The sequence below is a fragment of the Streptosporangium amethystogenes genome (assembly GCF_000721075.1).
In the GTDB taxonomy this organism is placed as follows: domain Bacteria; phylum Actinomycetota; class Actinomycetes; order Streptosporangiales; family Streptosporangiaceae; genus Streptosporangium; species Streptosporangium amethystogenes.
The window spans coordinates 92909-105941 of record NZ_JOEQ01000004.1 but is presented as its reverse complement, the minus strand read 5'-3'; the positions used below and the strand labels follow the sequence as shown (position 1 = coordinate 105941).

11 protein-coding genes are annotated in these 13033 nt (G+C 69.0%); 8 read left to right on the top strand and 3 right to left on the bottom strand.

Translation table 11 applies throughout. The features are described from left to right. Positions 1-960, bottom strand: a complete 960-nt coding sequence (locus IG98_RS0105235; protein ID WP_030906262.1) for an SIS domain-containing protein — start codon at positions 958-960, stop codon at positions 1-3. 26 nt (positions 961-986) lie between these two features. Continuing rightward, a complete protein-coding gene (locus tag IG98_RS0105230; RefSeq protein ID WP_051751606.1) occupies positions 987-1952 on the bottom strand; it encodes a hypothetical protein in 966 nt (321 codons plus the stop codon). A gap of 313 nt (positions 1953-2265) precedes the next feature. Here IG98_RS0105230 and IG98_RS0105225 point away from each other — a divergent pair, with 313 nt between their 5' ends. The 4 genes from IG98_RS0105225 to IG98_RS0105210 are packed head-to-tail and all read left to right on the top strand — an operon-like array spanning position 2266 to position 6065. Further along, on the top strand, positions 2266-3390 hold the full coding sequence (locus tag IG98_RS0105225) for a polyamine ABC transporter substrate-binding protein (RefSeq protein ID WP_030906257.1): 1125 nt from the start codon (positions 2266-2268) through the stop codon (positions 3388-3390). Then, entirely contained in the window at positions 3387-4268 is an 882-nt protein-coding gene (locus tag IG98_RS0105220) for an ABC transporter permease (RefSeq protein WP_211263885.1), read from the top strand. The genes IG98_RS0105225 and IG98_RS0105220 overlap by 4 nt, the downstream gene beginning before the upstream one ends. Then, the gene (locus IG98_RS0105215) at positions 4261-5034 is read left to right on the top strand and encodes an ABC transporter permease (protein WP_030906251.1); all 774 of its coding nucleotides are present in this window, start codon (positions 4261-4263) and stop codon (positions 5032-5034) included. The genes IG98_RS0105220 and IG98_RS0105215 overlap by 8 nt, the downstream gene beginning before the upstream one ends. Then, entirely contained in the window at positions 5034-6065 is a 1032-nt protein-coding gene (locus IG98_RS0105210) for an ABC transporter ATP-binding protein (RefSeq protein ID WP_030906248.1), read from the top strand. Before IG98_RS0105215 ends, IG98_RS0105210 begins: the two co-directional genes overlap by 1 nt. On the opposite strand, the gene IG98_RS0105205 is transcribed toward IG98_RS0105210, so the two are convergent. Next, positions 6059-6667, bottom strand: a complete 609-nt coding sequence (locus tag IG98_RS0105205; RefSeq protein ID WP_030906245.1) for a TetR/AcrR family transcriptional regulator — start codon at positions 6665-6667, stop codon at positions 6059-6061. The genes IG98_RS0105210 and IG98_RS0105205 overlap by 7 nt on opposite strands. Before the next feature lie 125 nt (positions 6668-6792). Between IG98_RS0105205 and IG98_RS0105200 the strand changes: the two genes are divergently transcribed. The 4 genes from IG98_RS0105200 to IG98_RS0105185 all read left to right on the top strand — a co-directional run bounded on the left by IG98_RS0105200 (position 6793) and on the right by IG98_RS0105185 (position 13028). Next, positions 6793-8064, top strand: coding sequence for a glycosyltransferase (locus tag IG98_RS0105200; RefSeq protein WP_030906241.1), 1272 nt, complete (start codon positions 6793-6795; stop codon positions 8062-8064). 34 nt (positions 8065-8098) lie between these two features. Beyond that, the gene (locus IG98_RS0105195; RefSeq protein WP_030906238.1) at positions 8099-9505 is read left to right on the top strand and encodes an aminobutyraldehyde dehydrogenase; all 1407 of its coding nucleotides are present in this window, start codon (positions 8099-8101) and stop codon (positions 9503-9505) included. 197 nt (positions 9506-9702) lie between these two features. Then, on the top strand, positions 9703-12609 hold the full coding sequence (locus tag IG98_RS0105190) for a nitrate- and nitrite sensing domain-containing protein (protein WP_169750073.1): 2907 nt from the start codon (positions 9703-9705) through the stop codon (positions 12607-12609). Beyond that, on the top strand, positions 12606-13028 hold the full coding sequence (locus tag IG98_RS0105185) for a roadblock/LC7 domain-containing protein (RefSeq protein WP_030906232.1): 423 nt from the start codon (positions 12606-12608) through the stop codon (positions 13026-13028). The genes IG98_RS0105190 and IG98_RS0105185 overlap by 4 nt, the downstream gene beginning before the upstream one ends. Positions 13029-13033 lie beyond the last annotated feature (5 nt).

Genomic DNA, 13033 nt, shown 5'->3' with positions numbered 1-13033 from the left:
TCAGCTCGGGGCGAGCCACCATTTGGCGGCGACGAGCTCGGCCACCAGGGTCTCGGTCAGGAGCGCCACGTCAGGGTCGTCATCGTGGCGGTAGCGGACGGCGGCCTTGGCGCCGGGAAGGTCGCCGCCGACGGCCAGGACCGTGGAGCCGCGCTGCCGGATCCAGTCCATGGCCTGCTCGTCGTAGCGAGAACCGGGGAACAGGATGGCGCGGTAGTCCAGGGTCTTGGTGAGATAGACGTCCACGTGGGCCCAGTCGCCGGTCTCGCACGCGTCGGCCGCCCTGCGCGGCCCCTCCCGGAACATCAGAGCCGACTGCTCGGCGGAGGACAGGTGCTCGGCGGGGGCGATCGTGTAGACGCCGTGCGGGCCGTCGAGCAGTGCCGCCGCCGGCTCCAGCCACTCGTCGCGGCGCTCCAGCAGGTCGGCGGTGGCCTCGGCCGTACGGCGGAGCAGCGCGGGTACCTCCCCGCCGGAGGCGGTGAGGCGGTTTCCGAGTGCCAGGAGCAGGGCGAGGGTGTGCTGGAAGGTCCGGCAGGCCACGCCGCCGCGCTCCTCGCCGGCCAGCATCGGGACCACCAGGTCGGCGCCCTCGGTGACCGGCGAGCCCGGCGCGTTGGTCAGCGCGAGGACGAAGGACCGGCCACGATGGCGGGCGAGGGCGTCGAGGGTCTCCCTGCTGCCACCGGTGGCGGAGATGGCGACCACCAGGGTGTCCGGGCTCGGCGGGTGACCCAAGGTGGCGGAGGCGTACTCGGCCACCGCGTCCACTCCGGCGGCCCGCAGGCGCAGCGCGGCCACCCGGGCGGCGTACCGGGAGCTGCCCATGCCGAGGAAGACCACCCGCCGGATCCGGGAGGGGATTCCGGAATACGGGTCGTCGGCCTCCAGGGCGCTCGCCAGGCCGGTCAGCGCGGCGGGCTTGGCCTCCAGATCGGCGAGGTACAGCTCGGGAATCACGTGCTCTCCTTCATCGGTTTCACCGGTCACCGGTAGCGGGACCGAAGGACGCCCATCGGGGCGTAGCGCCAGCGGGGGAGATGCCGGGCGGCGTAGACGAGCTCACGGCACTCCTGTTCGATCTCGAACGGGCGCAGCAGGGAACGGTCCAAAAGACCGGCGTGGCCCAGCTCGGCCAGGCGGTCTGAGTAGGCCGTCTCCAGGGTGGCGCGGGCCGCGACGGCCCACTCGGCGATCATCGCCGGATCGGCGTCGCGGCGCCTGACCGCGACCTGGCCGACGTGTTCGAGGCTCGTGGTGAGCTGTGCGAGGTCGCGGGCGGCGGGCTGGAAGGGGGCGGCGTCCGTGACGGTCGGGTTGCCGTCGAAGTCGATCACCGCGTACCCGTCCCGCCAGCGGAGCATCTGGCCGACGTGCAGGTCGCCGTGGATGCGGATCAGCGGGGTGGCGCCCGCGACGGCCAGCGGAGCCAGGTCGGCGCGGAGCGCGCCGGCGTGGGCCGCGAGCCACTCGCCGTCCTCGCCGTCGGTCAGTGCCAGCGCCTCCTCCAGTGCCTCGCCGGCCCGGAGCGACCACGGGCCCTCCGCCGTACGCACCGGGTCGGGGAAGGTCACCGACGGGGTCGCCATCGCCGAGTGCAGGTCGGCCGAGAGGGCGCCCAGGTCGGCGGCGAAGGAGGTGCCGAAGGAGACGGCCTCGTCCACGCACCACTCCCAGCCGTCCCTCGCCTCGGGAAGGTAGGCGGTGACAAGGGCGAGCAGCGTCTCGGAGCCGTCGTCCGCGCGCCGGGAGAGGGCCGCGTAGGGCGTGGCGGTCGCGGTGAAGCCGACCGATGTCAGGTGCGCGAACATGTCGGGCGCGGGCGCCGGGAGTGGTAGGGGCGGGGTGAGCCACTTGACGACCACCCTCTCGCCGACGACCACCGAGTGGTTGGTCTGGTCGACGTCGAACCCGCGTTCACCCGTCCCGGAGGCTCCGCCGATCCATGACAATTGAGTGTCGGTTGAGATAAGTGTGGCAGTCGGGGAGGGAAGCGGATGGAACCGGCGCACTCTGAAGGGGGAGGTATCCGTGCTGGTCAGAGCGTCAAGGAGCGCGCTGCTCCGTCCGTCGCCGGCTCGGGGAACCGTGTCGAGCCGGTTCCAGATTGAAGCTGGATTTAACAAACGGACCCAACTTTCCAGGGGTGATGTCGTGGGAAGTCTTGCTCAAGATAATGTTGACTGCAACACTCCTGCTTTGGTCTGCCGTGTCCCTAACGGCCGGTCTACCCCACTTACACTGAATTCTTAAGGAGTAGCGGCCGTGTCCCGCACTCGGTACCCCCGTAATCTTCCGGCTGTCGCCCTGGTCGCCGGCCTCGCGCTCGCAGTCTCGGCATGTGGCGGGGAGGCCGCGGACACCGCCGCGCCCGCCGCCAGCGCCTCATCGGCGCAGCTCAACCCGAACGCCGACCTGTCCAAGCAGAGCCTCACCATCTCCGTCTGGGACGGTTACACCCCCAAGGAGCTGGCCACCGAGGTCAAGGAGAAGCTCAAGACCGAGCTCAAGGTCACCCTGCACGACACCAACGAAGTGATCATGGCGAAGCTCACCAGCGGCGCCGACACCGGGCTCGACGTGGCCTTCGTCTCCGGTCAGTACGCCCAGGCGCTCAACGAGGCCGGCCTGCTTGAGCCGCTCCACCCCGAGCTCATCCCGAACCTGGCGAACCTCTACCCCGAGGCCAAGGAGCTCTCCTACGACAAGGGCAACGTCTTCTCGGTCCCCTACACCTGGGGTACCACCGGGCTCTGCTACCGGACCGACCTGATGAAGACCGCCCCGACGAGTTGGAACGATCTCCTCAACCCGCCGGAGGAAGCGGTCAAGAAGGTCACCATGATGACCACCGAGCGCTGGCTGGCCCTGCCCGCCCTCAAGGCGCTCGGCTACTCGGTCAACACCAAGAACGACGAGGAGATCGCCAAGGTCAAGGAGGCGCTGCTGAAGGCCAAGCCGAAGCTGCTCGCCTACGACGACACCACCTTCGGCGAGAAGCTCAAGACCGGCGAGGCCGTGATGGTCGAGGCGTGGGACGGCTGGTGCCCGACCACCGAGAAGAACATCAAGTTCGTGGTGCCCAAGGAGGGCAGCGACCTGTGGGTGGACACCATGGTCGTGCTGAAGTCCTCCAAGAACAAGGAGGCGGCGCACGCCTTCATCAACTACATCCTGGACCCGAAGGTACACGGCTGGGCCGCGGAGAACATCCTCTACAAGGTCCCGAACAAGGCCGCGATGGACGCGATGAACCCCGAGCTCAAGGCCGCCAACGCGCCGCTGCAGATGACCCCGTCCGACCTGCTCAAGGGTGAGTCGATCATCGACCTGGGCGAGGACTCACTGAAGTTCGGCAGGCTCGCGGCAGAGGTCTCGGCCCAACAGTGACACGCTCCACCGGTTCCGGCGCGTCCGTGCGATCACGGGCGCGCCGATCGCGTGCCCTGGGAAGGCTCGTCTTCCTGGGGCCCGGACTGACGTACCTGATCGTCCTGCTGCTGATCCCGCTGGCGCTGCTCATCAGCTTCACGGTGTTTCGCAGGGGCCGCTTCGGCGGCATCGTCTACGAGCTGACGGCGGAGAACTTCACCCGCCTGTTCGACCCCCTCTATCTCGGCGTGGTGATCGGCTCGCTGCGGCTGGCCGCGATCGCCACGCTGATCGCCCTGCTGGTCGGCTACCCGACGGCCTACCTGATCGCCCAGCTGCCGCAGAAGTGGAAGACGATCGCGCTGGTCGCGATCGTGCTGCCGTTCTGGACCAACTTCCTGGTGCGCATCTACGCCTGGATCATCCTGCTGAGCGGTCCGGGGCTGGTCAACAGCACCCTGATGGACCTGGGACTGATCGACAAGCCACTGGAACTGCTCTACAACCAGGGCACCATCGTCACCGGCCTGGTGTACTCGTACCTGCCGCTGATGGTCCTGCCGCTGTACGCGGCGATCGAGAAGCTGGACCCGCAGCTCCGCGAGGCGTCGGCCAACCTCGGCGCCGGCCCCGTCCGCACGTTCGCCTCGGTGACGCTGCCGCTGACCCTGCCGGGCGTGCTCACCGGTTGCCTGTTCGTGTTCGTACCGAGCTTCGGCAACTTCATCATCCCCGAGCTGCTCGGCGGTGGCCGCTCCATCATGGTCGGCAACCTGATCAGGGACCAGTTCCTCAAGTCGCGCGACTGGCCGTTCGGATCCACCCTCGCACTGGCGCTGATCGCCGTGCTGATCGTCCTGCTGCTGGCGCAGGCATGGAGTGCCCGACGTGCGTAAATCCCGACTGCTGTACGTCCCCTTCTGGGCGACCTACGTCTTCCTCTACACGCCGATCGTCGTGCTCGTCGTGATGTCCTTCAACGCCGGCGACTCCCCCTACGTCTACGAGGGCTTCAGCCTGGAGTGGTACGGCACGCTCGCGAAGAACGCCGCGATCCGCGAGGGCCTGGTCAACACGCTGATCGTCGCGGTGGGCTCCACGGTGCTGGCCACGGTGCTCGGCACCCTGCTGGCCGTGGGCCTGGCCCGCCACACCAGGTCGCGGGCGCTGGACGCGCTCGGCATGCTGCCGGCCGTCCTGCCCGACCTGGTGCTGGGCATCGGCCTGCTGGTGTTCTACGCCACGATCAAGTCGACCCTCGGGCTGCACTCGGTGCTGCTGGCCCACACGGTGTTCGGCATGGCGTTCGTGACCGCGGTGGTCCGCACCCGGCTCACCCACGCCGACACCTCCCTGGAGGAGGCGTCCAGGGATCTGGGGGCGACGCCGTTCACCACGTTCGTCCGGATCACCCTGCCGCAGCTGGCGCCGGGCATTCTGGCCGGCGCGCTGCTCGCGTTCACCCTCTCGATCGACGAGTTCGTCATCGCGTTCTTCACGGCGGCGCCCACCACGCCGACCCTGCCCATCGTCATCTACTCAATGGTCCGCTTCGGGGTCACCCCCGAGATCAACGCCCTGGCCACGCTGCTGCTGCTCGTGAGCTTCACCGCGGTGATCGTGACCCAGCGGATGACCCGACTGACGGAGTCGCTGTCCTAATGCTGAAGATCACGGGTGTCAGCCGTCGGTTCGGTGACGTCACGGCGCTGTCGGACGTCTCCCTGGAGATCCGGCAGGGCGAGTTCTTCGCGTTGCTCGGCCCCAGCGGCTGCGGTAAGACCACACTGCTGCGGATTCTCGCGGGCTTCGAGTCGCCCGACGAGGGCACCGTCACGCTCGACGGCGACGACCTGCTCGGCCAGGCGGCCCACCGCCGCCCGGTCAACCTGATGTTCCAGTCGTACGCGCTCTTCCCGCACATGACCGTGGCCAAGAACGTCGCGTACGGCCTGGAGCGGGAGAGGCTGGGCAGGGCGGAGGTCCGCGGCCGGGTCGACGAGGTCCTGCAGAAGGTCGGGCTGGAGACCATGGCCGGCCGCAGGCCGCATCAGCTCTCCGGCGGCCAGCGCCAGCGGGTCGCGCTCGCCCGCGCGATCGTCAAGCGGCCGCGCCTGCTGCTGCTGGACGAGCCGCTGTCCGCGCTGGACAAGAAGGTGCGCGCGGAGATGCAGCTGGAGCTCAAGCGACTCCAGAACGAGGTCGGCATCACCTTCGTCGTGGTCACCCACGACCAGGAGGAGGCCATGTCGCTGGCCGACAGGATCGCGGTCTTCAACGCCGGCGGGGTCGAGCAGGTGGACGCCCCGGTGGAGCTGTACGAGCACCCGCGCACGCCGTTCGTCGCCGGCTTCGTGGGGGCCAACAACATCTTCGAGGGCAGGGCCTGCTCGGCCGGCCTGGCCGGCGAGGAGCTCGGCATCCTGCCAGGGGACTCGGGCCTGCCCGACGGCACGCCCGCGTTGCTCGCGGTACGGCCGGAGCGGATCAGGCTGGACGGCGAGGACAAGGGCGTGCTGGGCGGCGAGGTCGTCGACGTGAGCTTCTACGGCGGCATCTCGCACGTGTCGGTACAGGTGAGCGGGCGTCGGCAGCCGGTGCTGGTGGCCACCCAGGGGGCCACCCAGGTCCAGACGGGGTCCAAGGTGGCGCTCGGCTGGGCGGAGGGGGACGGAGTGCTGATCCCTCAATGAGACGAGTTGAGCGGGTGGTTCGTCGCGGTCCTGGCGTAGTCGAGGATGAGTTCCGCCGCCTCCTGCGGGCCGATCACCGGGTGGCGGGCCGTTATGCGGTAGCCGTACGCATCCTCAAGCGCGACCAGGTTGCGGGCGATGAGCAGGGAGTCGCCCGACAGCGTGAAGGTCTCCAACGCGGCCCCGGTGTCCAGGATGCTCTGGTAGAGCGAGACCTGGCGGTCGTAGAGGGTGGTCAGCAGCAGGGCGTACATCCTGTTGCGGGGGGCGGCTCCGCCGAGCTCGTTGAGCAGCCGGACGTCCGGGTCGTCCGGGCCGTGCGGCAGCCCCGAACGGACGGTCACGACAAGCTTCTCCGCGGGGTCGCGCATGCCCTTGATCCGCTTGAGTCGCTGCTCGTAGAAGCGCTCCATCCCGGAGTGGTGGGCGTCGACCAGCAGTTCGCTGAGACGCGGGTAGTGGTACAGGACGGCCCCGGAGGTGAGTCCGGCCTCCTCCGCGACATGGTTGAGGTGCACTCCCTCGGTACCGTGCCGGATGATCGCCCGATGTGCGGCCGCGATGAGATCCAGGCGCCGGTCCGCCCGTCCCTTGCGCGTCATATTCCCCCGCTCGTTGAAAACCACGCTCTGTGCCGGGGTCCATAGTGACCGTTTTCTGGGTTTTTTGCTAGCTGAGAATTTCACCATTCTTCAAAAGCCGCAACTTCTAGACGTAAGGAGGCGTGATGTCTCTCACGATCCTGTTCATGCCGGAGAGCGCCTACGGGCCGACGAACAACTGCATCGGCATCGGCGACATTCTTCGTAAGCGTGGACATAGAGTTGTTTTCGCAGCTGAGGCCTCCTGGAAGGGGAAATTGACGGCCCTCGGATTCGAGGAGGACCTGGTCGATCTCGCGCCGCCGGCCGAAGAGGAACAGGACGCCGGGCAGTTCTGGAAGGACTTCATCAGGGACACCGCGCCGGAATACCGGAAGTCGACTCTGGAGCAGTTGGAGACGGTCACCAAGCCGATCTGGGAGGCGCTTATCGACGGCGCCAAGTACTGCGAGCCCCGGTTGAAGGAGATTGTCGAGCGCGTCCAGCCGGACGTCATCGTCGAGGACAACGTCATCACCTTCCCGGCGCTGCTGACGGCGGGCAAGCCGTTCGTCCGGATCGTCTCCTGCAACCCGCTGGAGGTGCGCGGCGAGGGCGTCGCCCCGGTCTTCTCCGGGCTGCCCGCCGACGACCGGTCGCAGTGGGGCGCCTTCAACGCCGAGTACGACCGCACCCACCGCGAGATCTGGACCGCCTTCAACGAGTGGGTCGTCGAGCAGGGCGCCGACCCGCTGCCGGACCTGGACTTCATCCACGAGGGTGACCTCAACCTCTACGTCTTCCCCGAGATCGCCGACTACGTCGACGCCCGGCCGCTGGGCGACTCCTGGCACCGCCTGGACTCCTCGGTGCGCGAGACGGACGGCGGCTTCGAGCTTCCCGCGTCGCTGGCCGATCGGGACGGCTCGCTGGTCTACTTCTCGCTGGGCTCGCTCGGCTCGGCGGACGTCTCGCTGATGCAGCGGGTCATCGACGTGCTGGCCACCACCCCGTACCGCTTCATCGTCTCGATGGGTCCGCTGCACGAGGAGATCAAGCTGGCCGACAACATGTGGGGCGCCGAGTTCGTCCCGCAGACCAAGATCATTCCTATGGTCGACCTGGTCATCACGCACGGCGGCAACAACACCACCACCGAGGCGCTGCACTTCGGCAAGCCGATGATCCTGCTTCCCCTGTTCTGGGACCAGTACGACAACGCGCAGCGCGTCCACGAACTCGGCTACGGTGTGCGCCTGTCCACCTACACCTTCTCCAACGAGGAGCTGACCGGCGCACTGGACAGGCTCCTGGGCGACGGCGCGCTCCGCGAGCGCCTGGCAGCCGCGGGCGAGGAGATCCGCGGGCGGGACGGCCTGCGCAGGGCGGCCGACCTGATCGAGCAGGCCGGCGCCTGACGGCTCTCCGCACCACCACGATGAGGGAAGTTCCATGGGCAAGTTGATCAATCCGGCGACCGGCGAGATCCTGAGGGAGATCGCCGACACCCCGATCGAGGAGGTGGCCGCCGCCGTGCGGCGGGCCCGCGTGGCGTTCCGGGAATGGAGCGAGGCGACGCCGGCCGAGCGGGCCAGGGTGCTGCTGCGCTTCGCCGATCTCGTCGAGGCCGACGCCGAGGAGCTCACCCGGCTGGAGGTCGCCGAGACGGGCAAGCCCGCGGCGGTCTTCCGCGACGGCGAGCTGCCGTTCGCGGCGGACAACCTCCGCTTCTTCGCCGGGGCGGCCCGCTCGCTGGACGGCACCGGTGCGGGGGTGCTCAGCTCCGGCTACACCTCGCTGCTGGTGCGTCGTCCGGTCGGTGTCGTCGGATCGATCGCCCCGTGGAACTTCCCCCTGGTCATGGCGGTGTGGAAGATCGGCCCCGCGCTCGCCGCGGGAAACGCGGTGGTCATCAAGCCCGCACCTCAGACGCCGGGCACCACGTTGCGGATGGCCGAGCTGTTCGCCCGTGCCGGCGCGCCCGACGGCCTGCTCCAGGTGGTGCTGGGCGGTGCCGAGGTGGGCGAGGCCCTCGTCACCGACCCGGGCGTCGACATGGTGAGCGTCACGGGCTCCACCGCGACCGGCCGCGCGGTCATGCGCGGCGCCACGGGTTCCCTGAAGCGGGTCCATCTGGAGCTCGGCGGCAAGGCTCCGGCGCTGGTCTTCGGTGACGCGGACCTGTCCGAGATGGCCAGGGGCGTCGCGATGGGCGCCACCTACAACACCGGCCAGGACTGCACGGCCGCGACTCGCGTCTACATCTCCCGGGAGGTGTACGACGAGGCGGTCGAGGCGCTGCACGCGACGCTGGCGCGGATCAGTGTGGGCGACCCCTGGGATCCGGCCACCGACATCGGCCCGTTGATCTCCAAGGGGCACCGCGACCGCGTGCACGGCTTCGTGGAGCGTTCCGTCGCCGCGGGCGCCTCCGTGCTCTGCGGCGGTGCCCCGCTCGAAGGGCCCGGGTTCTACTACCCGCCCACCCTGGTTTCCGGCGCGACCCAGGACAGTGAGATCGTTCAGGGTGAACTTTTCGGTCCGGTACTGATCGCCCTGCCCTTCGACGGAGAGGACGAGGCGGTCCGGCTGGCCAACGACACCGTCTACGGGCTGGCCTCATCGGTCTGGTCCAGGGACGTGGCCAGGGCGCTGCGCGTGTCGCATCGGCTCGATGTGGGCGTGACCTGGGTGAACGACCATCTGCCCATCGCCTCTGAGGCGCCGCACGGCGGGGTCAAGGGGAGTGGCTTCGGCAAGGACATGAGTCAGGAGGCGGTTGGGGAATACTCTGTGACCCGCCACCTGATGATCAAGCACCAGGCTCCGGAGGTGAAGGATTCCTTCCGGCCGGCCTGAAAGCTTTGTGGCCGTATGTCCTTTTTGCGGTGATTTATCGGCATTTACTCCATTCGAAGTGACATAAAGGATGTGCTCAAATTGCTTTCGCCGCTTCCAAATCCGGCGAGGGGTTACGTAGGCCAGTGATGACACAAGACCGCCGGAGCCACCGCGCGTCAGGGGTGGGCAGTCGACTCCTGCCGGCGAACTGGCGCGTGCGTCCCCGTCTGGTCGCGCTGATCCTGCTCCCGACCGCCGCGGCCGTCCTGCTCACCGGACTTCAGCTGACCACCGCCCTCGCCACGGCCGGCGAATACCGCCGGATGACCGAGGTCGCCTCACTGGTCGAGTCGCTCGGCACCCTCGCCCACGAGATGGCCGAAGAGCGCGACCTCACCGCCTGGTACGCCGCCGGCGCCACGCGCTCCCGGCTCACCAAGGTCAGGGAACAGCGTGGGGTGGTCGACCGGAGCAGCAAGCAAACGCTGACCGCCATGGAGGCCCTCGACGAGTCGCAGGCGGCCCGTGTCCGTACCGAGGTCGCCCAGATCCGCCGCTGGCTCGACGGTCTTCCCGGCCTGCGCAGGCTGATGACCGACGGCAGCGTGCTGCCCCGGGCGGCCCTCGGCATGTACTCGCGGATGATCTCCGACTTCATCACCCTCCACGACGACCTGGGCCGCAGCGGCGGCGACGAGCGCCTTATCGGTGACGCGCTCGCGCTGGGCGCACTGACCCGGGCCAAGGAGCAGGTCGCCAGGCAGCGGGGCACCCTCCTGGTCAGCTTCCTGGACGGCAAGTTCGACTTCGACGACCCCGCCGACCTACTGGGCGCGTACCGGAGCCAGCAGAGCGAGGAGAACGCCTTCCGGGCGACCGCCTCGGCCGCCGACATCAAGCGCTTCCGTGACGTGGTCAACGGTCCAAAGATCGACCAGGCCGACTCCATGCGGGCTCTCGTCATGTCCCTCATGCGGGAGAACAAGCCGCTGGAGCGGATCGGCGGTGGCTGGCTCAGGAGCGCCGACACCTGGTACGCGGCCTCCTCCGCGATCGTGGACGACATGCGGACCGTCGAGCGCGGCCTGTCGGCCGCGGTGGTCGCCCGCAGCCAGGAGATGGAGAGTGCGGAACAGCGCAGCGCCGCGATCTCCGGTGTCTCGATCCTGATCCTGCTGGTCCTGATCCTGCTCATCACCGCCTGGGTGGCCGGCACGCTCGTCCGGCCGCTGCGCAAGCTGCGCAGCGAGGCGCTTGAGGTGGCCGACACCCGGCTGCCCGAGACCGTCCGGGTGCTGCGGGAGTCCGGAGACCACGCTCCGAACATCGAGGTGCCCTCCATCGGGGTGCTCTCCCGCGACGAGATCGGGGAAGTGGCCAGGGCATTCGACGAGGTCCACCGCGAGGCCATCAGGCTGGCGGGTGACGAGGCCCGGCTGCGAAGCAACATCAACGCGATGTTCGTCAACCTCTCCCGGCGCACCCAGTCGCTGGTGGAACGCCAGATCGACCTCATCGACGACCTGGAGCAGGGTGAGCAGGACGAGAGCCGCCTCGGCAGCCTCTTCAAGCTGGACCACCTGGCCACCCGCATGCGCCGGAACTCCGAGAACCTCCTGGTCCTCGCCGGTCAGGAGCAGAGCCGCCGGTGGAGTGAGCCGGTTCCGCTCAGCGACGTCGTCCGCGCCTCGCTGTCGGAGGTCGAGAACTACGAGCGGGTGAACCTCCGGGTCGAGTCGGGCATCTCGATCATCGGCCAGGCCGTCAACGACATCGTCCACCTGGTCGCGGAGCTCGTCGAGAACGCGATCTTCTTCTCGCCGCAGGACACCAAGATCACGGTGACCAGCAACGGCAACGAGATGGGCGCCGTCATCCTGGCGGTCACCGACGCGGGCATCGGCATGAGCGACGAGGAACTGGCCGAGGCCAACCGCCGGCTGGCCGAGCCTCCCGCGGTGGACCTGTCGGTCTCCCGCCGGATGGGCCTGTTCGTGGTCGGCCGCCTTGCCATGCGCCACGGGATCAGGGTCCAGCTCAGGCGCCCGGAGACCGGCGGCCTGAGCGCCGTCGTACTCCTGCCGGTGCAGGTGGTGGCCCAGGGCGCGGGGATGCCCGAGATGGCGATGGCCGGACAGGGCGGCATGCCGTCCGGTTCCTTCGGCGGTCCCGCGAACTCGTTCCCCTCGGTGAACCCCGACCCGTTCGGCTCCGCTCCGAACGCGGACCCGTTCGGGACCGGTGCCGGGCGCGGTGGCCGATCGCCGGCCGGCTTCGGGCAGCCCGCCCAGACGCCGCCTCAGATGCCGTCTCAGGCGCCTCCCCAGGTGCCGGCACCGATGTCCGGAGATCTCTGGTCGGGGCCGGTGGTGCCCGCCTCCGCGGTGGAGGACCTGTGGTCGTCGCCGCTGGCGTCGACCCCGGCGCCGTCGTTCCCCTCGGCCTGGCCCGAGACCTCCTCGTCCGATCTGTGGACACCGCAGCGGCTGGAGCCGGTGGAGAACACCCAGGCCCTTCCCGCGGTCGAGGTCTCGCCGACGGAACCGGAGCCGGAGGAGTTCCTGCCGATCTTCGCAGCGGTGGGGTCCGACTGGTTCCGCAGCAGCACCTCTGGCGCACCCGAGCCGGAGCAGGAGGCGGAGCCCGATCCCGAGCCCGTCGCCGAGGCCAGGCCCCGGCTGCTGGAGCCGCGGGTCAGGCGAGGCCCGCAGGGACTGGAGACCCAGAACTTCCCGCAGCTCTCGCACTCCACGCCGCAGCCTCAGCAGCAGCCGGGGCAGCCGCCGCAGCAGCAGCAGGCGCAGCCGCCCAGGCCGGCTGCGCCCGCGGCCGACAGGCAACCGTGGAGCACCCCGTCAGATCAGGGCTGGGCGGCCGCGGAGGTCGCCAAGAAGCCGGTGGAGGGCGGCGTGACCGGATCGGGCCTTCCCAAGCGGGTGCCCAAGGCGAACCTCGTTCCCGGAGCCGCCTCGGCGGCACCGGCTACGCCGGCCCCCCCGATGCCGCCGATATCGGCGGATCGGGTACGCAGCCGCCTGTCCAGTTTCCAGCAAGGCGTACGGCAGGGACGCGCTGAGATGAGCGAGCGCGCCAAGGCCGTCGAGGGAGAGAACCAGCAGTGAACAACCAACTCAGCCAGGCCGCCCGCGGCTTCAACTGGCTGATCACCGAGTTCGTCAAGGAGATGCCCGGAGTGGCGCACGCGGTGATCGTCTCCGCGGATGGGCTCCCGCTGGCCTACTCCCAGGGGTTTCCCAAGGACCGGGCGGACCAACTCGCCGCGATCACGGCCGGTCTGATCAGCCTCACCCAGGGTGCCTCACGAGTCTTCGAAGGTGGTCCGGTGGCACAGACAGTGATCGAGATGCAGCGGGGCCTCCTGCTGACCATGTCGATCAGCGATGGTTCCGCGCTGGCCGTACTGGCCTCGCCGGACTGTGACATGGGCCTGGTGGCCTACCAGATGACACTGCTCGCAGAGCGTGCCGGGCAGGCGCTTACGCCTGCGCTACGGGCCGAACTGCAGTCGGTTCAGCGATAGGGGGG

Bases quoted from the DNA above. Each gene is read 5' to 3' on its own strand.
- IG98_RS0105200 (WP_030906241.1), top strand. From the start codon at position 6,793: ATGTCTCTCACGATCCTGTTCATGCCGGAGAGCGCCTACGGGCCGACG.
- IG98_RS0105210 (WP_030906248.1), top strand. From the start codon at position 5,034: ATGCTGAAGATCACGGGTGTCAGCCGTCGGTTCGGTGACGTCACGGCG.
- IG98_RS0105205 (WP_030906245.1), bottom strand. From the start codon at position 6,667: ATGACGCGCAAGGGACGGGCGGACCGGCGCCTGGATCTCATCGCGGCC.
- IG98_RS0105195 (WP_030906238.1), top strand. From the start codon at position 8,099: ATGGGCAAGTTGATCAATCCGGCGACCGGCGAGATCCTGAGGGAGATC.